At 44.2% G+C, this 18,825-nt stretch carries 17 protein-coding genes; 5 read left to right on the top strand and 12 right to left on the bottom strand.

The genetic code is table 11. The features are described from left to right. Window positions 1-143: 143 nt before the first annotated feature. On the bottom strand, window positions 144-446 hold the full coding sequence (locus VRU48_RS10935) for an FtsB family cell division protein (protein ID WP_199139193.1): 303 nt from the start codon (window positions 444-446) through the stop codon (window positions 144-146). Window positions 447-657: 211 nt separating this feature from the next. On the opposite strand from VRU48_RS10935, the gene VRU48_RS10930 reads away from it, so the two are divergent. Then, the gene (locus tag VRU48_RS10930) at window positions 658-2,811 is read left to right on the top strand and encodes an alpha-N-acetylglucosaminidase (RefSeq protein ID WP_330107961.1); all 2,154 of its coding nucleotides are present in this window, start codon (window positions 658-660) and stop codon (window positions 2,809-2,811) included. A 72-nt stretch (window positions 2,812-2,883) separates the two neighbouring features. Here VRU48_RS10930 and eno read toward each other — a convergent pair whose 3' ends face one another. The 5 genes from eno to carA form a co-directional block, all read right to left on the bottom strand. After that, on the bottom strand, window positions 2,884-4,179 hold the full coding sequence (gene eno / locus VRU48_RS10925; RefSeq protein WP_330107960.1) for a phosphopyruvate hydratase: 1,296 nt from the start codon (window positions 4,177-4,179) through the stop codon (window positions 2,884-2,886). 252 nt (window positions 4,180-4,431) lie between these two features. Further along, window positions 4,432-4,989 (bottom strand): NADPH-dependent FMN reductase, encoded by a 558-nt coding sequence (locus VRU48_RS10920; RefSeq protein ID WP_330107959.1) that lies wholly within the window; start codon window positions 4,987-4,989, stop codon window positions 4,432-4,434. Window positions 4,990-5,257: 268 nt separating this feature from the next. Then, window positions 5,258-6,349 (bottom strand): ABC transporter permease, encoded by a 1,092-nt coding sequence (locus VRU48_RS10915; protein ID WP_330107958.1) that lies wholly within the window; start codon window positions 6,347-6,349, stop codon window positions 5,258-5,260. 324 nt (window positions 6,350-6,673) lie between these two features. Next, window positions 6,674-7,441 (bottom strand): ABC transporter ATP-binding protein, encoded by a 768-nt coding sequence (locus tag VRU48_RS10910; protein ID WP_330107957.1) that lies wholly within the window; start codon window positions 7,439-7,441, stop codon window positions 6,674-6,676. A gap of 216 nt (window positions 7,442-7,657) precedes the next feature. Beyond that, a complete protein-coding gene (carA, locus tag VRU48_RS10905) occupies window positions 7,658-8,770 on the bottom strand; it encodes a glutamine-hydrolyzing carbamoyl-phosphate synthase small subunit (RefSeq protein ID WP_330107956.1) in 1,113 nt (370 codons plus the stop codon). Between the two features lie 311 nt (window positions 8,771-9,081). On the opposite strand from carA, the gene panB reads away from it, so the two are divergent. Beyond that, window positions 9,082-9,897, top strand: coding sequence for a 3-methyl-2-oxobutanoate hydroxymethyltransferase (gene panB / locus VRU48_RS10900; RefSeq protein ID WP_330107955.1), 816 nt, complete (start codon window positions 9,082-9,084; stop codon window positions 9,895-9,897). Between the two features lie 205 nt (window positions 9,898-10,102). Then, window positions 10,103-10,789 carry an RluA family pseudouridine synthase gene (locus VRU48_RS10895; RefSeq protein WP_330107954.1) on the top strand — a complete coding sequence of 229 codons (687 nt, stop codon included), beginning with the start codon at window positions 10,103-10,105 and terminating at the stop codon, window positions 10,787-10,789. A gap of 2 nt (window positions 10,790-10,791) precedes the next feature. Here VRU48_RS10895 and VRU48_RS10890 read toward each other — a convergent pair whose 3' ends face one another. From VRU48_RS10890 to VRU48_RS10875, 4 genes are all read right to left on the bottom strand, one after another. Then, window positions 10,792-11,532, bottom strand: coding sequence for a DUF2185 domain-containing protein (locus VRU48_RS10890; protein ID WP_330107953.1), 741 nt, complete (start codon window positions 11,530-11,532; stop codon window positions 10,792-10,794). Window positions 11,533-11,772: 240 nt separating this feature from the next. Next, complete coding sequence (locus tag VRU48_RS10885; protein ID WP_330107952.1) at window positions 11,773-12,240, bottom strand: hypothetical protein; 468 nt, start codon at window positions 12,238-12,240, stop codon at window positions 11,773-11,775. A 117-nt stretch (window positions 12,241-12,357) separates the two neighbouring features. Beyond that, window positions 12,358-13,818 carry a glycoside hydrolase family 30 protein gene (locus VRU48_RS10880; RefSeq protein WP_330107951.1) on the bottom strand — a complete coding sequence of 487 codons (1,461 nt, stop codon included), beginning with the start codon at window positions 13,816-13,818 and terminating at the stop codon, window positions 12,358-12,360. A 473-nt stretch (window positions 13,819-14,291) separates the two neighbouring features. After that, entirely contained in the window at window positions 14,292-14,639 is a 348-nt protein-coding gene (locus tag VRU48_RS10875; protein WP_330107950.1) for a hypothetical protein, read from the bottom strand. A 204-nt stretch (window positions 14,640-14,843) separates the two neighbouring features. On the opposite strand from VRU48_RS10875, the gene VRU48_RS10870 reads away from it, so the two are divergent. Beyond that, window positions 14,844-15,188 carry a single-stranded DNA-binding protein gene (locus VRU48_RS10870; protein ID WP_330107949.1) on the top strand — a complete coding sequence of 115 codons (345 nt, stop codon included), beginning with the start codon at window positions 14,844-14,846 and terminating at the stop codon, window positions 15,186-15,188. Between the two features lie 41 nt (window positions 15,189-15,229). Here the strand turns inward: VRU48_RS10870 and VRU48_RS10865 are convergent, their stop codons facing one another. After that, on the bottom strand, window positions 15,230-17,284 hold the full coding sequence (locus VRU48_RS10865) for a TonB-dependent receptor (RefSeq protein ID WP_330107948.1): 2,055 nt from the start codon (window positions 17,282-17,284) through the stop codon (window positions 15,230-15,232). A gap of 189 nt (window positions 17,285-17,473) precedes the next feature. Beyond that, window positions 17,474-17,911: a hypothetical protein gene (locus tag VRU48_RS10860; RefSeq protein WP_330107947.1), complete on the bottom strand. Its 438-nt coding sequence runs from the start codon at window positions 17,909-17,911 to the stop codon at window positions 17,474-17,476. Window positions 17,912-18,189: 278 nt separating this feature from the next. Between VRU48_RS10860 and VRU48_RS10855 the strand changes: the two genes are divergently transcribed. Then, window positions 18,190-18,825: a response regulator transcription factor gene (locus tag VRU48_RS10855; protein WP_330107946.1), complete on the top strand. Its 636-nt coding sequence runs from the start codon at window positions 18,190-18,192 to the stop codon at window positions 18,823-18,825.

Here is an 18,825-nt window from a genome sequence, read left to right as displayed (position 1 = left end):
CTTGGGATTATTTTCGGTCAGGCTTCAACATCTTTGGCAATGTCGTCAATCTTTCCTTAGACGAAGATAAAGTATTGGATCGAAAATATTAAATCTTATTGGTTTTGTGGTGTGGCTAAATCGCTGTGTGGCAAGCCATCGGCCTATTTCTTTTTATCGTTGGTATGAACGATGACGAAAACATCTTCATTGTCTTTTTTCATGAAGTATTTTTCGCGCGCAAACTTCTCGGCAGTGCCCAAATTGCTATCGAGCTCTTTGAGGTCTTTCTTTACGATGGCCGTTTCTTTGAGATAGAAGTCTTTCTCTTGCTGCAACTTGTTGACCTCGGTACGGTACTCGTATTGCGAAAGAACGTCATTTTTGTCAAAAAACAACATCCACGCCACAAAAGCAACAATGGCCAGAAAATATTTATTGCGCAAAAGCTCTACTAACTTCTTCATATCCAAAAATCCGCTGTAAATATAGGATTAAATAAAAACATCCGAAGATTTAAAAACATTAACTGTTTTACAAATGCAGTTATCCACTTGTTAACAGCTTTAGCTTGGCCCAACCTTGCAACCTTTCAACATTTCAATTTTCCAACCTTTCAATCTCTAACAAATGCCCATAAATTAGTAGCTTGCAGTATCATTTATCCATCCTCTATTTATGAAATTGATCATCAGACCCTTTTTTATGGCCGTATTGCTGTGCCTTGGCATGGCAACAGGCTACGCACAGGATTTTAGCTCGGTTAAAGCCATTGCCCAACGACGTGTGCCTTGGTTGGCTTCGCATCTTAAATTTTCGAGCCTCAAAGCCGATGATGGCCACGATGTTTTTGAGCTGAGTACCGATAAGCAAACAGTAAATATTGCTGCTTCGAGCGCAAGCGCGGCCTCGCAGGGGCTGGGCTGGTACCTCAAATATTATTGCAACAGGAGCTTGAGCCATATGGGCGATAACCTGTCGGCGGTAAAAACATTGCCCGATGTTAAGGAAAAAGTAAGGGTCAGCTCGCCTTATCAGTTCCGCTACGCCTTAAACTACTGCACCATTAATTATTCCATGAGTTTTTATACCTGGACCGACTGGGAAAAAGAACTGGATTGGATGGCTTTAAACGGCGTTAATTTAATGCTGGCCCCGGTAGGCATGGAGGCGGTTTGGCAAAATGCGCTCAAAAAGGTGGGCTACAGTCAGGCAGAAACCCTGCAGTTTATACCCGGACCGGCGTTCTCGGCGTGGTGGCTAATGGGCAACTTGGAAGGCTGGGGCGGACCCGTAAGTCAACAACATATTGATAGGCAAGCCAAACTGCAGCAACGTATCTTAAAGCGCATGGCCGAATTGGGCATCGAACCGGTTATGCATGGCTTTTATGGCATGGTGCCTACTACATTAAAAGAGAAGCTGAAGGCCTCAACCGTTCCTCAAAATAAATGGGTGGGCGGATTTGTACGTCCCGATTTTTTAAAACCTACCGATCCTTGGTTCGGTAAGCTGGCTGCCATCTACTACGATGAAATGAAAAAACTGTATGGCAAGGATTTGCACTTTTTTGGAGGCGATCCTTTTCATGAAGGAGGTTCAAGTGCCGGGCTTGATGTGAGTTTTGCTGCTCAAAAAATACAGCAGGATATGCAGGCCAGTTTCCCGCAAAGTACCTGGGTATTGCAGGGCTGGGGCAACAATCCTTCGGCCAAATTACTCGAAGGCCTTGACAAGCAACATGCGCTGATTATCGAACTTTTTGGCGAAAATACCAGCAATTACGAAAAAACAAAAGCCTATCAGGGTACGCCTTTTATTTGGAGCAACGTAAGCAATTTTGGAGAGAAAAACGGTATTTATGGTCGTTTGGAGCGTTTTGCGACCGAGGTTCACAAAGCCAAAATCGGTGAGTATGGCCAATATTTAAGGGGTGTGGGTATTATTCCGGAGGGAATTTACAATAACCCTGTGGCTTATGATTTAATGTTGGAGCTAGGCTGGCATCAAGAAAAACTCGATGTGGCAAACTGGCTAGTGGCTTACCAAAAATACCGTTATGGCAAAACCGATGCGCAGCTGGAAAAGGCTTGGCAGCAATTATTGGCAACGGCCTACAACAGTCCGGCGGTTTATCAGGAAGGGCCTTCAGAATCTTTGCTGTGCGCCAGACCGGCGCTTGGTATCAAAACCGTATCTTCTTGGGGAACCGTAACCCGCAATTACGATACCTTGGCCTTTAAGGATGCTGTTCGCTCATTTAATGCGGCAAAGGCAGATTTTAAAGGCAGTGAAACTTATCAGGTGGATCGGATTGATTTGGTGCGACAGGTTTTGTCTAACCGTTCCTTGTCGGTTTATCAGCAGTTGAGCAAAGCCATTGAACAAAAAGATAAAGCCAGGTTCGAACAAACGGGTCGACAATTTTTGCAGTTAATTTTACAACAGGATTCGCTGTTGGCCAACAATCAGTTTTTTACGGTAAATCGTTGGCTGAATCAGGCTAATGCCATGGCCGGAAAAGATCCGTTGGAAAGAAAAAATGCGCTCAAGAATGCGAAAAGCCAAATTACCTATTGGGGTGGCGATTACCCGAAAACAGACTTGCGCGATTATGCCCACAAAGAATGGAATGGCTTGTTGGGTTCGCTGTATCTGGCTCGTTGGAAAGCGTTTATGGATTGCCAGCGAGGCTTGCTGAATGGCAAAGAGGTTGCTTTTCCTGATTATTTTGCCATGGAAAAACAATGGTCTAGAACAGCCGAGCTGTATGTTCCAAAACCACTTTCGGCACAAAAACTGGATGAGCTGATTGACAGGATTTTAAAGTAATTCCAACAAAAAACGCCTGATAAAAATTTACCGGGCGTTTTTTTATGCCTTTGATCAAGGCAATAGATTTGCTTATTTTTTCAAGAATTTGAAGTCTTTGCCGATGAAACGGGCAGCAGAACCTAATTCTTCTTCGATACGCAACAATTGGTTGTATTTAGCGATCCTGTCTGAACGCGAAGCCGAACCGGTTTTGATTTGTCCACAGTTTAAGGCTACGGCTAAGTCGGCAATGGTTACGTCTTCTGTTTCGCCGCTACGGTGGCTCATTACCGAAGTATAGCCATTGGTTTGGGCCAAGTTTACCGCATTAATGGTTTCGGTTAAGGAACCAATCTGGTTTACCTTCACCAAAATAGAGTTTGCCGTGTGGGTATCAATACCTTTTTGCAGACGTTTTACGTTGGTTACAAACAAATCGTCGCCTACCAACTGAACCTTATCGCCAATTTTTTCGGTCAATAGTTTCCAGCCATCCCAATCGTTTTCGTCCATACCATCTTCGATAGAAATGATTGGATATTTGCTAGCCAATTGAGCCAAGTATTCGGCCTGCTCGGCACTGGTGCGGATGGCACCTTTATCGCCTTCAAATTTGGTGTAATCGTATTTGCCGTCTTTGTAGAATTCTGATGAAGCACAGTCTAAGGCCAAGAAAATATCAACGCCTGGTTTGTAGCCTGCTTTTTCGATGGCTTTCAATACGGTTTCAACAGCATCTTCGGTGCCTTCGAAAGTAGGGGCGAAACCGCCTTCATCACCTACTGCAGTAGATAGACCTCTATCGTGCAAAATGGCTTTCAGGTTATGGAAAACCTCCGTTCCCCAACGCAAAGCTTCAGAAAACGAAGGTGCGCCGGCAGGCATGATCATAAACTCCTGAAAAGCGATAGGCGCATCAGAGTGCGAACCGCCGTTAATGATGTTCATCATCGGGATAGGCAAAGTATTGGCATTAACGCCACCGATATAACGGTATAAAGGTTGTCTGCTTTCTTGCGCAGCGGCCTTGGCCACAGCCAAAGAAACCCCAAGAATGGCATTGGCGCCTAAATTTCCTTTGTTTTCGGTGCCATCCAAATCAATCATCAACTGGTCGATTAGGTTTTGCTCAAAAACATCAACGCCTTGCAAAGCTTTGGCAATCTTCGTATTTACATTCTCAACGGCCTTCAATACGCCTTTGCCCATATAAGTCTTTTTGTCGCCGTCGCGAAGTTCAACAGCCTCGTATTGGCCAGTGCTGGCTCCAGATGGAACAGCCGCACGACCCATTTGGCCATTCTCTGTAATTACTTCAACTTCTATTGTCGGATTGCCTCTCGAATCGAGGATCTGCCTTGCATGGACATCAATTATTAAACTCATTTTATTTTTGATTTGATTAAAAAATACCCTTAGTGTAAAACGTACAATTAGGTAGGGCGTATCCAAAGTTAAAATAATTTTTAAACTATCAGAATGTATACTTTTATTTTTTGTGTTTTTGAGGTTTATTTGTTTGGAAATGAGTTTTTTGCTTGCTGAATAACCCTCCATAAAAAAGCCAGCAACTGTGAGAACAATTGCTGGCTGATAAGTATAATGTTTTAAAAATTGACGTTGAAAAGCGAGGCTTGGCTAGTCCACTTTAGCCTTGGCATCCATCCAGTAAATCAACTCGCCAACAAAGGCGTTTGCGCGTTTGTCGGTTCCTTCCTTATCGGCGGGTTCGCCATGCTCGTTAAAGGTTTTGTCTATCGTTGGTACAGGGAACATGGCGGGAACAACCAATGCGCCTATTTTCCACAGGCTGAACTGTAGGGAGGTAATAACCTGCGAGCCGGCAAAGGCACCAGCCGAAACCGTGGCGATGGCCAAAGGCTTGCGTTTCCATTCGGCATACAGCAAATCGATAACGTTTTTGAGGCTGGCCGGATAACCTCCATTGTACTCGGGGGTAACGATAATAATGCCTTCTGCTTCGGTAATTTGGCTGGCAAAGCGAAGCATGGCTTCAGAAGGATCGGAAATAAATCTTAAACGTTCCTCGAAAATAGGGAAGTTGTATTCGTGCAGGTCGATCAGGTTAACTTCGGCTAACTGATGCGTTTGCAGGTAATTCTTGAAATATAAGGCTACACGGTGACTATTTCGGCCGTTTCTCACACTGGCAGAAAGGATGGCTATCTTCTTCATGCCCTAAGATAAGGATTTAGGATAAAATGGGGGGAGAGTTTACAGTTAATAATTGACGATCAATGGTTGCGTGATTATCGAAGCTTGTTGGTGAGGAGCACCAACAAGAGCCGCGAAGAACACCAACAAGTGCCAGTTTGCTGGCCGATTTAACGGATTGCAAATCCGTAGTTAGTTTAGCCGGGAAAGCATTTCCCGACTAGCAGCGATCGACCAATCAGCCAATGAACTAATGAACCAATGAACCAATGAACCAATGAACTTGTCATTACTCCCATTTAAATGTTTTCACGGCTACGGCATAAATACCGATACCCCAAATCAGCATAATCAGCATTTGGTGTTTAACATCCCATAGATTGGCGCCTTCAAAGGCCACTTTGCGCATCGCATCGTTTAAATAGGTTAACGGCAAAGCCCTGCTGATGGGTTGCAGCCAGTTTGGAAAGGCATCAATAGAAAAGAAAGTGCCCGATAACAGGAATTGTGGCAGGGTAATGATGTTCGAAATCGGCGGAATGGTGCTTTCGCTCTTGGCCAAACCCGAAACCACAAAGCCAAATCCCATAAATACAATGACCCCCAGTGTAGCCAGCACCAGCATGTTAATGACCGTGGCTGCCCCATTGATGAGCGTAAAGTGGAAGGCAAAATGGCCAATCAGGATAATGAACAAAGCACCCAGCAAAGCAAAGCCGATACGGGCAATGCCTTCGCCCAATACAATGCTCGAACGCCTAACCGGAGTCGCAAAAAAGCGTTTGATGACCAGGTTCTGGCGTAGACTGAAAAAAACGAATGCCGTGCCAAATACGCCGGTGCTAAGCAGCGAAAAGCCCAATTGGCCCGGCAAAATAAAATCGATGGTGCGGTATAAACGTCCCTCTACGGTGGTAGCCCTGATTTCGGTTACCGTAGGCTTCATGTTTTGGGTGTTCAGCTTATAGGAAAGCTCATTGAGTACCGAGCGCAAAATATTGCCTTTGTCCATAGAAGCCGAAGTATATTTAACGGTGGTAATGAAAGCAGGAAGTCCCGAAGGGTTTTTCTCCACCTTGATCAAGGCATCGTAATTGCCTTTTTCCAGGTTTTTGTTGATGTTGTCGAGGTTGTCGCCTTTTTTCAGTCGCACCACGCTCACTTTTTCCAAAGCGCCAATAATAGGGTTCTGCAGGTCAGAATCAGGAGCTACGGCTACATCTAGTTTGGTGCCACCACCACCTAGAAATCCGAATACGAGGATAAAGATCAGCGGAAAGGCCAAGGTAAAAACCACTGCCGACGGACTACGCATAATTGACCTGAAGCTGGCTTTGGCTAGCGCTAATGTAGCTTTTGTATGATTGTATGTTTTTGCCATTTTACGTTTGTTGTAAGGTTGTGAGGTTGTAAAGTTGGAATGTTTTAAGGTTGTTTATGGAGAGGGTTATGATTGTTGTGTTGTTGAATTGTTAGCCACCCCGCCCTTTGGGCACCCCTCCACGGGAGGGGAATGGTTGAATATTGTATGATTAAATTGCTCTTATTGTTGTATGATTCGGCTTACAAATTATTGACTTCCGGACTATAAACTATAAGCTTAATTGTTGAATTGTTTTTATTGTTGTTGTATCGCTCGGCTGACTGACTATTGGTTTCCCGACTATGAACTATCGACTATAAACCATCGACCATGGACTAAAACCTAATCCTCTCGCCATTCTTTGCCCGTCAGGTTGATAAACACATCTTCCAAGTTGGCTTTTTTCACTTCTTTTTTGCGTTCAAAACCACTGGCAATCAAATTGTCTATCAGCTGGTCTGGCGTGTCGAGTGCAATGATCTGCCCGTTTTCTACAAAGGCTACGCGGTCGCAAAGCTGCTCGGCTTCGTCCATGTAGTGCGTGGTAATAACCACTGTAGTGCCATTGTTCCTGATTTCGGTAATCAAATCCCAAAGGTTTCTGCGGGCTTGCGGATCGAGGCCGGTAGTAGGCTCGTCTAAAAAGATGATTTTCGGCGAATTGATGAGCGTAGTGGCAATAGAAAAGCGCTGTTTTTGTCCGCCAGACAATGCTTTGTATTTGGCCTTGGCTTTGTCTTGCAGGTTTACTTTTTCCAGCATCTCCATCGGCTTGATGTCGGCACCGTAGAGGCCACCAAAAAGTTCAAGTAGCTCTACCAAGTTCAGGTTGGGATAATAACCGGCAGCCTGTAGCTGTACGCCAATAATGCCCTTGATGGCGTTAGGGTCGCTGTCGACCGAAAAGCCATCTACAATTACTTCTCCGGCTGTTTTTTTGCGTAAGGTTTCGATGATTTCGAGGGTGGTGGTTTTGCCGGCGCCATTGGGGCCCAGCAAGCCAAAGATTTCGTTTTCGTAAACTTCAAAGCTCAATCCTTTAACGGCCTTGAAATCATCATAGTTTTTTACCAGGTCTTTTACGCTGATAATGGCGGTTTTATTTTCCACTGCTAATTTGTTTTGTTATAGTTTAGGGGCAAGGCTTATGGGCTTGCTTTCTATTCGATAAATGTAAGAAGCTTTAGGTGAATAGAAAATGAATTTTGTCCGAATGGTAGTAAAATGCCGACAAAGTGACGTTTTTAACGGGTAAAGCCTCCTATACTTCCGACGAATGGAGGATAAGAGGCTTTAATTATGGGTTAAAGACTTTGTAAAAAGGTATTACCAAGAAAGCTGGCCTTTTACCATGCTTACAAAATCATCGAACAAGTAGCGCGAATCGTGTGGGCCTGGCGAAGATTCAGGGTGGTATTGTACCGAGAATGCCTTTTTGCCTTTTACTCGGATGCCTTCTATCGAATCGTCGTTAAGGTTGATGTGGGTTACTTCAACTTTGTTCGAATTTCTTACTTCGTCTGGAATAACGCCAAAACCATGGTTCTGCGAAGTTACCTCGCAATGGTTTTTGATGATGTTTTTAACCGGGTGGTTCAAGCCACGGTGGCCGTTAAACATTTTCATGGTACCAATGCCGTTGGCTTCGGCCAATAATTGGTGACCCAAGCAAATGCCAAACATCGGTTTATCGGCGTTTAAAATGGCTTTAACGGTTTCGATGGCATAAGGCATCGCGGCCGGATCGCCGGGACCGTTTGAAATGAAGTAGCCGTTGGCGCCCCATTTGTCCATTTCCTCAAAAGTGGTTTTGGCTGGATAAACCTTCACATAAACATCTCTGTCGTCGAAATTGCGGAGGATATTTTTCTTGATGCCCAAATCCAAGGCGGCAATTTTATAGCTGGCCTCCGGATTGCCATAATAGTATGGTTCTTTGGTTGATACTTGCGAAGAAAGTTCCAATCCGTCCATCGGAGGCACGGCTTCCAATCTTTTTTTCAGTTCCTGCAAATTGGTAATCTCCGACGAAATGATGGCGTTCATGGCACCCTTGTTGCGGATGTGGCGAACCAATGCACGGGTGTCTATCTCGGCAATGCTCACAATGTTTTCGTTCTGGAAATAATCTTGGATCGATTCGGAAGCTTCTTTTCTGCTGTATAAAATGTTGTAGTTCTTGCAAACCAAACCCGCGATTTTGATAGAACCCGATTCGATCTCGTCTTTGTGTATGCCATAATTGCCAATGTGGGCATTTGTAGCAACCAAAATCTGACCGAAGTAAGAAGGATCAGTAAATACTTCCTGATAGCCGGTCATGCCTGTGTTAAAGCAGATTTCGCCAGTGGTGGTCCCGATTTTACCTGCTGCCTTGCCATAAAAAACGGTACCATCGGCCAATAACAAAATTGCAGGTAACTTGGTGTAGTTAGTCATTTGAATTACAATAAGAATTAGTGGTGAAAAAAGATAAAAAAGAATGGATTTCCGTAACGGTTATGCCGTTTTTGAGGGAAGGCAAAGAAGTCTGACTGAATTCATTCATTTCAGGATACAAAGGTACATTTTTAGTCAGCTTTTTTCAAGATATTTTGTCAGTTTTTTGAGATATTTTATTGTTTGGACTTAGTGGGGTTTTGAGGCTTGGCTGTGGTTTCTGTAAGGATAGTGTGATATAACGCACAAAAAGCAATAAAAAAGAGATATCTCGGCTATAAAACCTAATTTTGTTTAACAAAACAAAAAACATGTCTGTAAACAAAGAAATTAAGCGTGTTACTACGCACATCTTGCAAGAGATGAAGCAACGTGGCGAGAAGATCGCGATGTTGACCGCTTACGATTATTCGATGGCTACCATTTTAGACGATGCGGGCCTGGATGTTTTATTGGTTGGAGATTCGGCTTCGAACGTAATGGCCGGTCACGAAACGACTTTGCCTATTACGCTCGATCAAATGATTTACCATGCGCAGAGCGTGGTGCGTGGCGCCAGCCGTTCTTTTGTGGTGGTGGATCTGCCTTTTGGTTCTTACCAGGGCAATTCTAAGGAAGCCCTCAACTCGGCCATCAGGATCATGAAAGAGTCTGGTGCGCATGGCGTAAAGCTGGAAGGCGGTGCCGAAATTGCAGAATCGGTGCAACGCATCATTACGGCGGGTATTCCGGTGATGGGCCATTTGGGATTGACCCCGCAGTCGATTTACAAATTTGGAACCTACACAGTAAGGGCAAAAGATGAGGCGGAGGCCGACAAGCTGAAAACAGATATTCTGGCCCTGCAAGATGCGGGCTGTTTTGCGGTGGTACTCGAAAAAATACCGGCCAAACTGGCCAAAGAAGTAACCGAAAGCCTTCAAATACCAACTATTGGCATTGGCGCTGGTCCGCATTGCGATGGCCAGGTGCTGGTGATTAACGATATGATTGGATTGACCAAAGGCTTTAAACCCAGATTTTTGCGCCAGTACATGAATTTGTACGAAGGTGTTAAAGACGCCGCCCAAGCTTATATCAAAGATGTAAAAGCAGTTGATTTTCCGAACGAGAAAGAGCAGTATTAATTAGGGAAACGTCGTGGCGTGTAATATAATGTGGCGCGAAGCAATCTAATTAGACAGCAACAAATATCCGGATATGGAAGGAGCAATAGCGAGTCCAAAACAAACTTAATAACAATATGAATCAGGATTGGAATGATTTATATGAAATACTAGAGGGTTAGAGATTGCTTCGTCACTCTGTTCCTCGCAATGACGAAGAAAGAAAATGCCGATTACCGAATCAGATATTTTATACGAAGACAACCATTTGATTGCCGTTAACAAACGCGCAGGAGATATTGTGCAGGTTGACGAAACTGGCGACGAGCCGTTGGACGAGCAGGTTAAAAAATACATTGCCAAAAAATACAACAAGCCCAATGGCGCTTTTTTGGGAGTGGTGCACCGTTTGGATAGGCCGGTAAGCGGCGTGATCCTGTTTGCCAAAACCAGCAAGGCCTTAGAAAGGATGAATGCCGTTTTTAAGAATCGAGAGGTACGCAAAACCTATTTCGCCGTGGTGCGCAACAAGCCGGCCAGGCCCGAAGGCAACCTGGTGCATTGGCTCATTAAAAATCCGCAGAAAAACCTGGTTACGGCCTACAACAAAGAAGTGCCCAACAGCCAAAGGTCTGAGCTGGATTACAAGTTACTGGCCGAAGTGGGAGGCTATTATTTGTTGCAGGTTAATCCCTTAACGGGCAGGTCGCACCAAATCAGGGTGCAACTATCAACCATGAACTGCCCCATTGTAGGCGACAACAAATACGGCTATCCACGTGGCAGTCGAAAAGGTAGCATTTGTTTGCATGCCCGTAAGCTCGAGTTTATCCATCCCGTACAAAAAGAGCCGGTTTCTATTTTTGCCAAACTACCAGTTGATGGTTTTTGGGAGAAATTTGAACAGTTTTAGGCTTAATCTTTTAGCTTCAGGTTTTTCCATGTTTCGATAGCCCAGTCTATATCGCTGGGTTCATCAAAATAGAAAACCGCTTGCAATACCTCGTTTTCGATCAGGTTAAAGGTGTAGATAACATCGTAGCTTTTGTCGCCATCTGCTTCTTTGATTTGGTAACCCACTCGGGCCACGTATTCATCAGAAAAATCGAAGGTTTGGACGGTTTTGGCTAGCGATTGATCTCGGGTTAAGCCAACCTGTTTAAAATGCGCTTTTAATTGCGCTTGCGACTGGCCTTCTTCGCGCCAAATGGAAAGCCTTACCGATTTGTCGCCAGTGGTATAAAGCAAAGACCCGGTTTCTTCTACGCGACGTTCAAAAAGGTTATTGATGTCGATGGTCCAGCTTTCGGTGAGTTTGTGCTTCACCATAAAATCGTCGTCGAGCGGATAATCGCTCACCCTGTACCAATCCGAATGCTCGTTTTCGCGTTCGTAAACCGAGCCCACGCCTTTGAGCAACAACGGGGCTACCGAGGGATCGACTTTTAAAAGGGTAGAAGGATTGCAAATGATAATGTTTCGAGGATCGTCGGTATAGGCTTCGCTCTCAAACCCGCTGAATATTTTCCAGCCGCTGTCTTCCTGACGGGTTGATTTGTTCCGGTACATAAAAAGCGGCTTGCGGTTTTCGTCGAAGATCATTTTAGAAACCAATAATCCTCCAATGGGCGGGAAGTTTTCGAAGTTGTTATCCATAGTTAAAATCTGCTGGCCTAAATTACAATTTTAATGTGATTTTAAGTCTTGTGGCTGGTCTGGCCTAGTTCTTTTGTACAAACAAAGGACCCAAAATTGCCGACTGCGCCTGGTGCTACAATGTTTGTGCTTTAGCAAATAACTACGAAGCGCACTACACAAGGTAGGCTTCTAGCTTAACAACGAACATGGCGACTATCGTTTGTCGATAAAACGATCTGGTGGTTAAAAATTTTTAAATTAATGGCAGTCTGTTTTATCGAAAATAATCGGCTGACCAAACTTTAGCGTGTGTAGGTCTTTGAAAATCATTTTGCCGTCTTTTTCCAGCACGTCGCCAAAGCCCTCCAGCATCTGATCGCCTTTTTTCAGGAAAGCAACCTGACGTATTGATTCTTTGCCTTCCGAGCTAAAGGTATAGTCGGCAATGAGCGTATCGCCACGCATTTCGCCCTTGATGATGCCTTTGTTGCTGTCTTTTTCGGCAAAGTTGTAGCTCAGTTCACCTGTGGTAATGGTACCGCTGGTCATGAACGAGAGCTTGGCTGTATCTCGGTTTTTGATATACTGGTAACAGTGTTGAGGAGTTGTACTGACAATATTGGTATCTAAAGCAGTGGTATCTGTAGTCGCCTGTTCCGATTTATTGCCTTGGCATGCCGTAAATAAGGTAGCCAAAGTCGCTAGTGCGAAAAAGTATCTTTTCATAGCTTAAAGTTGAATGATCAACCTGATTAACAAGCAAAACGAAGAAATGTTTGGCAGTAGAAAGCCCCGCTTGTGGCGAGGCTAACTAAATCAATCATAGCATAAATATGAAAATCGTTACCAAACATAGGTGCCTACCGCGCCCGCAGGCAAGGCCGTAGTTACTATTTTGCCATTGTATTTAATGTTAAAGGTTTGTTCGGTATTGGCATTATTGCAAACAATGAGCACTTTTTTCCCGTCAATATTTTTAAAGGCTACGTTGGTCAAAGTACTGTTCAGGGTAGAGCCAATGCGGGATGAGCCCGGGCGCACAAATTTAGAGGCATGGCCAATGATGTAGTAAGCTACGTTTCTGCTGACGCTCGAGCCAATGGTGAGCGCGCCCAAACAGCTGGTGCAGCCTCCATCTGGTGTATGCGGGTTGTAATTGGGGTCGGCTGCCAAATTCCATTCCAACACATTGCGGCTCCAGTTGCGGGTAGCGCCGACAATGAGGGTCGAAACGTGCCATTTAAGGTCGTTGCCAAAATTGCCTGGTCCACCAACCCATTGCTCGGTAAAATAGACGTGCTTGTCTGGATAGGCATTGTGTACCTCGCTTAGCGCCGAAATATTGCCACCGTACAAGTGAAAGGCAGAGCCATCTACGTAAGGATTGGCGGCTGCATCGGCCAAAATGGTTAAAGGGTAATCCGGACGGTCGGCATTATGATCGTAAACAATGATTTTAGTAGTAATTCCCGCATTTTTAAAGGCTGGTCCCAAAGCCGATTTGATAAAAATGGCTTGGTCTTTGGCTTCCATGTACATGCTTGGCGTATTGCCGGGGTGCAAAGGCTCGTTTTGGATGGTAATGGCATCGATGGTAATGCCCTGCGCTTTCATGGCTTGGATATACTTTACAAAATAGGTGGCATACGACTGGTAATATTCGGGTTTTAAACTGCCACCTTTAAAGGCATTGTTGGTTTTCATCCAGGTTGGTGCCGTCCATGGCGAACCCAATATTTTGATGTTCGGGTTAATGGCCAGGATTTTCTTCAAAACAGGTACCAAATCGGTCATTTCAGTAGCGATAGAGAAGTTATCTTGGTTTACATCGGTTTGTCCGGCAGGCCTTTCGTTGTAGGTAAATACGTTGGCACTCAAATCTGATGCGCCAATGCTTATACGCAGGTAGCTTACGCCTATGGAGCCTTCATCGGTAGCAAAAAGCTCTTTAAGCAGGGCATCTCTGGTGGTGGCGGGCAAATTGTTGATCAAGGTAGCGCTTCCACCGGTTAAGGTATAGCCAAAACCATCAATGCCTTGGTAAACCTGTGCATCGTCTACCTCAATGGTAGTGTTGCCATTATGGGTTGCGCTAAAATTGAGCGCCACATTCTGTTTTTCCAGCAAAGCGGTTTTGTCGCCTTTGGTTAGCCAAAATGCCACATCGCTGGCCACAGGTGTAGTTGTTGGCGGTACAACAGTATCGGTTGCTTTAGGCGTTTTGGTGCTTTTTTTGCAGGCGCATGAGATCAGCACAATGGTTACAATGGCGACAGCTAAGGATGAAAGTCTCTTGAAGTTCATAATTTAGGGAATAGGGTTGAATTTGGGTTTGTGGTTGGCAACAGCAACGAAATGCTAAAGTTTTTAAGGTACAGCTACTGCTTGGAACCTCAAAAGTAATACGAATATCGATTTAAACCAGGTCTTTGGCAAGGCCGATTCAAGTCGAAAATAAGAATTGAAAAGGCCAAAAAAGTTAGGGTGATACGCTTAACTCGCATCAAGTTTTTAGCATCTGGTTCCTTGCCCGTGCAGGAAATTTGAGTTTTTTGGCCGACCTTAAAATTTGCTTTTGATACGCTTGGTCAACAAGGCTTTGTAGTATAAAAATGCAGGTAAAAAAATGTAATTTTTTTAGGATGTTCGATTTTTTGCCTTTGTTTTAAACATGTTTTTGCTTTTTATTTCGACAATACCATCGTGATGAACTCCCTGTTGGCTAGCTCGCCCATTTTGGCTTTTACCTTTTCGGTCTGTTCGCAAGTTTAAAATAGTTATTGACGTTTAACCAGTAAAAGCTCGTTGTTTTCCAAAATCAGATAGCCGTATTCGTAGCAAAAGAAATAGGTACCGCCATTTGCGGTAATGAGGGTATGGGTATGGTAATTGAAATCGAAGCCCTTTTTAGCGAGGTCGTTTTGGTGCAGTTTTACGGTACCGTCGGCATTTTGCGTTTTCAAGAGGTCTCGGTTCTTTTTTAAGACCTGGTTAACCTGTTTCATAAAGCTACAGTCGTCGGCTTTTAGACGGTTGTTGTAATTGCTGCGGCATTGGTCGTCGCAGAATTTTTTATCGGCACGTCCCTTTAAGGGCGTATTGCAATCCAGGCAGCAGCGTTCCATAGTGGTAGGTTTTGCATGGGATGACAGTTCAATTTACGAAAAGAAACGAATATAGCCACCGGGTTATCCGATTAGTGTTTCATATCCGGTTATATCCGAATATACACGGTTAACCTCCGACTATTTTCCCTCAACAGTTCAATTTTGTATTGTCGGCAAGAGATTGCTGGTCGTTAATTATTTAGTCACTTAAAATTGAAGCACATGGAAAATGTAACAAACAAGGTAGTATTGAGCGGTTTTGCCGGTAGCGATGCAGATGTTAAGGCCTTATCAGGCAATCAGAAACTGGCACGAGTAAACTTGGCCGTGAACGAACGCTACAAAAGTGCAACGGGGGAAGAGCTGAGGAAAACCCAATGGTTTACGCTAACCTTTTGGAATGCGAAGGCAGATTTTGCCGAGGCTCATATCAAGAAAGGAACACCATTGTATATTGAAGGGAGGTTGCAGAGTGGCTCTTATGATGCAAAAGACGGAAGCAAGCGTTATACTACAGACATAGTGGTAACGGAGGTTAACATTAGGGAAACAGATGTCGCAAATTAGGTTTGTTGCAATGGGCGCCAGCAATGGCGCCCATCTTTGGCCTATAGCTTTAACGACAGGCCGGCGTAGTAATTAACGCCCGGTGCCGGATTGTAAAACCTGTTGCTGGCTGCATTTAAGTCATTGCCCAAGCTGTAGTTTCGGTTAAAGAGGTTGTTGATGCCAAAATTTACATTTAACAGTTTGTGGCTTAAACGTAGGTTTTTGGCCCCGATTTTAATATCGGTGAGGTAATAGTTTTTGGCATAGAAGGTATTGGCATCGTTAAGTGGAAGGGATGCATTGTAGCTTTGTTGTACAAAAAAGAAAAAATGCCGTTTCAACCCAAGTTCCAAGCTATTGTACCAAACGTGGCTGGGAATTCCGGTTAAACGATTTCCAGAGTAATCCTGATTTGCATTTTTGAAGTTAACAAACCGATAATGGGCGTAAGTATAAGCGCTGTTCAATTGCAAGTTACTGATGAAGTTGGTGGTGTTATTGCTGATAATAGACCATGAGGCAATTAATTCGATCCCCCTTTGTTTTGTGCCACCGGCATTGATAAAATATTCTACGTCGTTGGTGTTGAGGCGTCTTACAATGGCGTCTTTTAGGAGAAATTCGTAAATGTTGGCATCTACATAAAAATGCTGATCGCTGGTTTTCCACCTTAAGCCCGCTTCATAGTTCCACCCCGCTTCGGCTTGGAGGTTGTTATTGATGATGTTGTCTGAAGATCTTACCTCGGCCAAGGTAGGAGGAGAGTAGCCCTTGCTAACTGAAGCCCGGAGCGATAGATTGGCGTTCACCAAAAAAGAACTGGCAATTTTGGGCATCCATTGCGGGTCAAAGCTTCTCTTACGCTTATCGATGTTGATGGGAAAATTGCTCCGATAGCTGTAGCTGAAAAAATTGAGGCTCGAGCCAAGCTCAATTAACCAACGTTGGTTTACATCGAAGTTCATTCGTAAAAAGGCAAAACGCTGGCCTGCATGCAGGTCGTCAGCTGCTTGTAATGCCGTAGCTGTACCTCGATCATTATTGAAATTACGGATATCACTGTTAGTATTGGCCATTTCTACGCCAGCTTGTACATGATAGCTGAAATGGGTACTGGCGGTTTCAAACTGCATGAAGGTGCGAAGACCAAAGGTACTTTCTTTGCGCTTTTCGAAATTGGTAATGAAAGGATTTTTAAAATCGGTATAGCTCCCGAAAACAGCGATTACATGCTTAAAGTGAGAATTTATTTGATATTGATTGGCTAAACCACCAAAAATGCTTTGATTGTAGATGCCCGCTTGTTGACTAACCGCGCCGGGCAGGCTTGGCGTAGCGGGTCTGGCTAATCTACGATTCGAAGCCAGTTGCTGTGCAGTCAATCCACCTGGGGTTTCATAGTTGAGGTCGCTAAAAAATACGAATGCCTTCAGTTGCCCTTTTAAACTATAGTCCCATTGTTGTGTAGTTTGTATATATTTTCTTTGTAAGGCGCTGTTTTGCCGGTAGCCATCGCTTCTTTGATAGCCTTCGGTTATATTGAAACGATAATTGGGGTAAACCCGATCAATACTTGCCGTTTGATGGAACAAGCCATAAGATCCGGCATCCACCCCAAGCTCGATTTCGTTTTTTGCCTTCAAAAGCGGATTGATCAACAAGGCACCACCCGTGTTTGCGCCAAATGTGCTGGCTTCCGGACCTTTATAAATTTCGAGGTTGCCAATGCCCACCAAGTCGATCAAGTTGAGGTAAGTATTGCCGCCTGCATCGGTAAGTGGAAAATCAGCGAGGTATATTTTTACGTTTCGAATGCCAAAAGGCGAACGCAATAAGCTGCCTCGCAACGAAAGTCGGTAACTCCCTGGCGATCGCTCCTCCATTCTCAGGCCAGGAACGGTATTCGCAAGACTTACCAGTGATGCCCTGGGTTGGTTTTGAAATTGGTTGCTGTCGAGCAGGTTAACAGTGGCGGGTGTACGGAGTAGAGTTTGCGGATTAAAGTAGCCTTTTATGATTACTTCGTTCAGCTTTTGGGTACTATCAACGGCTGAGGTTTGGGCGTGAACAAAGGAAACGGCAAAAACAAGAAGGAAGACGGCAATTAATTTCACTTTGAAAAGATTGAGTATAGCTGATGGAACAATAATAAGCTAAAGACAAAGCTTGCTTGTCTTTAGGGACATTGCTATCAAATATAAATCAGTTTTTTCAATTTTATAAGCCGAATGCAAACAACAAAGGCTGCCCGTCGGGGCAGCCCTTGAACTCACTAAGCTGTTTACTTTAAAAACAATCTTGAATTAGTTTACTTTCAGGCCGATTTCGCCTTCATCTATCCCGGTAATATTTTTGTCGCCAAAGGTTGTTGATTTGGTCTGTAGCAGTTTCAATAAATCTTCGGTAGTGCCGGCGTGCTTAACCGTGATTTTCGAACCACTCGAACTGAACTTCATGGCGCTTTCGGTAACGCCTTTGCAGGCTTCAACATCGGCCTTGATTTGTTTAATGGTAGCCAAAGTGCCTCCATTGATCGAAATAACGGTGGTGCTTTCGGCCTCGGTTTTTTTCTTCTTGCCAAACAGGCCTAACAGCTTGTCGGCGGTGTTCTTGGCATTGTCAACGGTGTTACCTACCTGTTGTGCCTTGCCGATGCCACGGTCTACTGCGTTTTGGGCCGATGCTTCGTTTAAACCCAAGGTTAACGCCGTAGTACAAATTAAAATAAAGATGCTTTTCATAACTTTTATGCTTTGATTCGAAATTGAAATATTGTAGTGCTCGAGGCGTTATTTGTTTTGGTTGCAAGCGTTAATTAATAAGTCAAACTTAGGAGCAAAAGCAACGATTTTCAATACCTGCAAGTAATGAATTCCATCTACTGGTTTTCATGGATTTTTCTGATTTTCTTGAGAAAAACTATTCAAATGTCTAGTTTAACCTTCTCGTTAAACGAGAGAGGGGAAAAGGAAACCTTATTCCCTGAGTTAATAAAGAACAATCCTAACTATTGAAGTACATGCTGCCCGAAAAAATAACTTTAGCCATAGTGGATGATCATCCAATCGTTGTAGAAGGCCTTAAGCTTTTGCTACTGGATAAACCGCACATCGACATTGTAGGTTCGTTTCAGACCGGCGAGTCGTGTTTAAAGTTTTTGAATGGCGTAAGCGTGGATATTGTGCTGCTGGATATTACCTTGCCCGATAAAAACGGATTGGATTTATGCAAGGAAATCAAGCAAAAGCATCCCGAAACCAATGTGATTATCCTGAGCAACCATAGCGAGAGAAGCATTATCATGCAGGCCTTGCAACACGGGGCAAGCGGTTACCTCTTGAAAAACGCATCGGCCAACGAGTTGATGGATTGCTTAAATACTGCTATTCGCGGTCAAGTGGCCCTAAGCGAAGAGGTGAAAGGCATTATGGCCAGGCCATCAACCATTATGCCTCAAGGATTTCCGACGTTAACGGCCAGGGAAAAAGAGATTCTGCCCTTGATTGCTGAAGGCCTTACCACCGCCGACATTGGCCATAAGCTTTTCATTAGCCCGCTTACCATCGAAACCCACCGACGTAACCTGATGCAGAAATTTGGGGCTAAAAATGTAGCCGAACTGATCAAGCTGGCTACTTTGCATGGATTAACCTAG

The organism is Pedobacter albus, assembly GCF_036324255.1.
Lineage (GTDB): Bacteria > Bacteroidota > Bacteroidia > Sphingobacteriales > Sphingobacteriaceae > Pedobacter > Pedobacter albus.
Note: the sequence above shows the minus strand (reverse complement) of the source record. Positions and strands in the feature narration are given on the sequence as shown.

What these genes read in the sequence shown, in the direction of transcription:
- VRU48_RS10935 (WP_199139193.1), bottom strand. Translation starts at nt 446, where the DNA reads ATGAAGAAGTTAGTAGAGCTTTTGCGCAATAAATATTTTCTGGCCATT.
- VRU48_RS10880 (WP_330107951.1), bottom strand. Translation starts at nt 13,818, where the DNA reads ATGAACTTCAAGAGACTTTCATCCTTAGCTGTCGCCATTGTAACCATT.
- VRU48_RS10895 (WP_330107954.1), top strand. Translation starts at nt 10,103, where the DNA reads ATGCCGATTACCGAATCAGATATTTTATACGAAGACAACCATTTGATT.
- panB (WP_330107955.1), top strand. Translation starts at nt 9,082, where the DNA reads ATGTCTGTAAACAAAGAAATTAAGCGTGTTACTACGCACATCTTGCAA.
- VRU48_RS10890 (WP_330107953.1), bottom strand. Translation starts at nt 11,532, where the DNA reads ATGGATAACAACTTCGAAAACTTCCCGCCCATTGGAGGATTATTGGTT.
- VRU48_RS10915 (WP_330107958.1), bottom strand. Translation starts at nt 6,349, where the DNA reads ATGGCAAAAACATACAATCATACAAAAGCTACATTAGCGCTAGCCAAA.
- carA (WP_330107956.1), bottom strand. Translation starts at nt 8,770, where the DNA reads ATGACTAACTACACCAAGTTACCTGCAATTTTGTTATTGGCCGATGGT.
- VRU48_RS10860 (WP_330107947.1), bottom strand. Translation starts at nt 17,911, where the DNA reads ATGAAAAGCATCTTTATTTTAATTTGTACTACGGCGTTAACCTTGGGT.
- VRU48_RS10870 (WP_330107949.1), top strand. Translation starts at nt 14,844, where the DNA reads ATGGAAAATGTAACAAACAAGGTAGTATTGAGCGGTTTTGCCGGTAGC.
- VRU48_RS10920 (WP_330107959.1), bottom strand. Translation starts at nt 4,989, where the DNA reads ATGAAGAAGATAGCCATCCTTTCTGCCAGTGTGAGAAACGGCCGAAAT.
- VRU48_RS10875 (WP_330107950.1), bottom strand. Translation starts at nt 14,639, where the DNA reads ATGGAACGCTGCTGCCTGGATTGCAATACGCCCTTAAAGGGACGTGCC.
- VRU48_RS10855 (WP_330107946.1), top strand. Translation starts at nt 18,190, where the DNA reads ATGCTGCCCGAAAAAATAACTTTAGCCATAGTGGATGATCATCCAATC.
- VRU48_RS10885 (WP_330107952.1), bottom strand. Translation starts at nt 12,240, where the DNA reads ATGAAAAGATACTTTTTCGCACTAGCGACTTTGGCTACCTTATTTACG.
- VRU48_RS10930 (WP_330107961.1), top strand. Translation starts at nt 658, where the DNA reads ATGAAATTGATCATCAGACCCTTTTTTATGGCCGTATTGCTGTGCCTT.
- eno (WP_330107960.1), bottom strand. Translation starts at nt 4,179, where the DNA reads ATGAGTTTAATAATTGATGTCCATGCAAGGCAGATCCTCGATTCGAGA.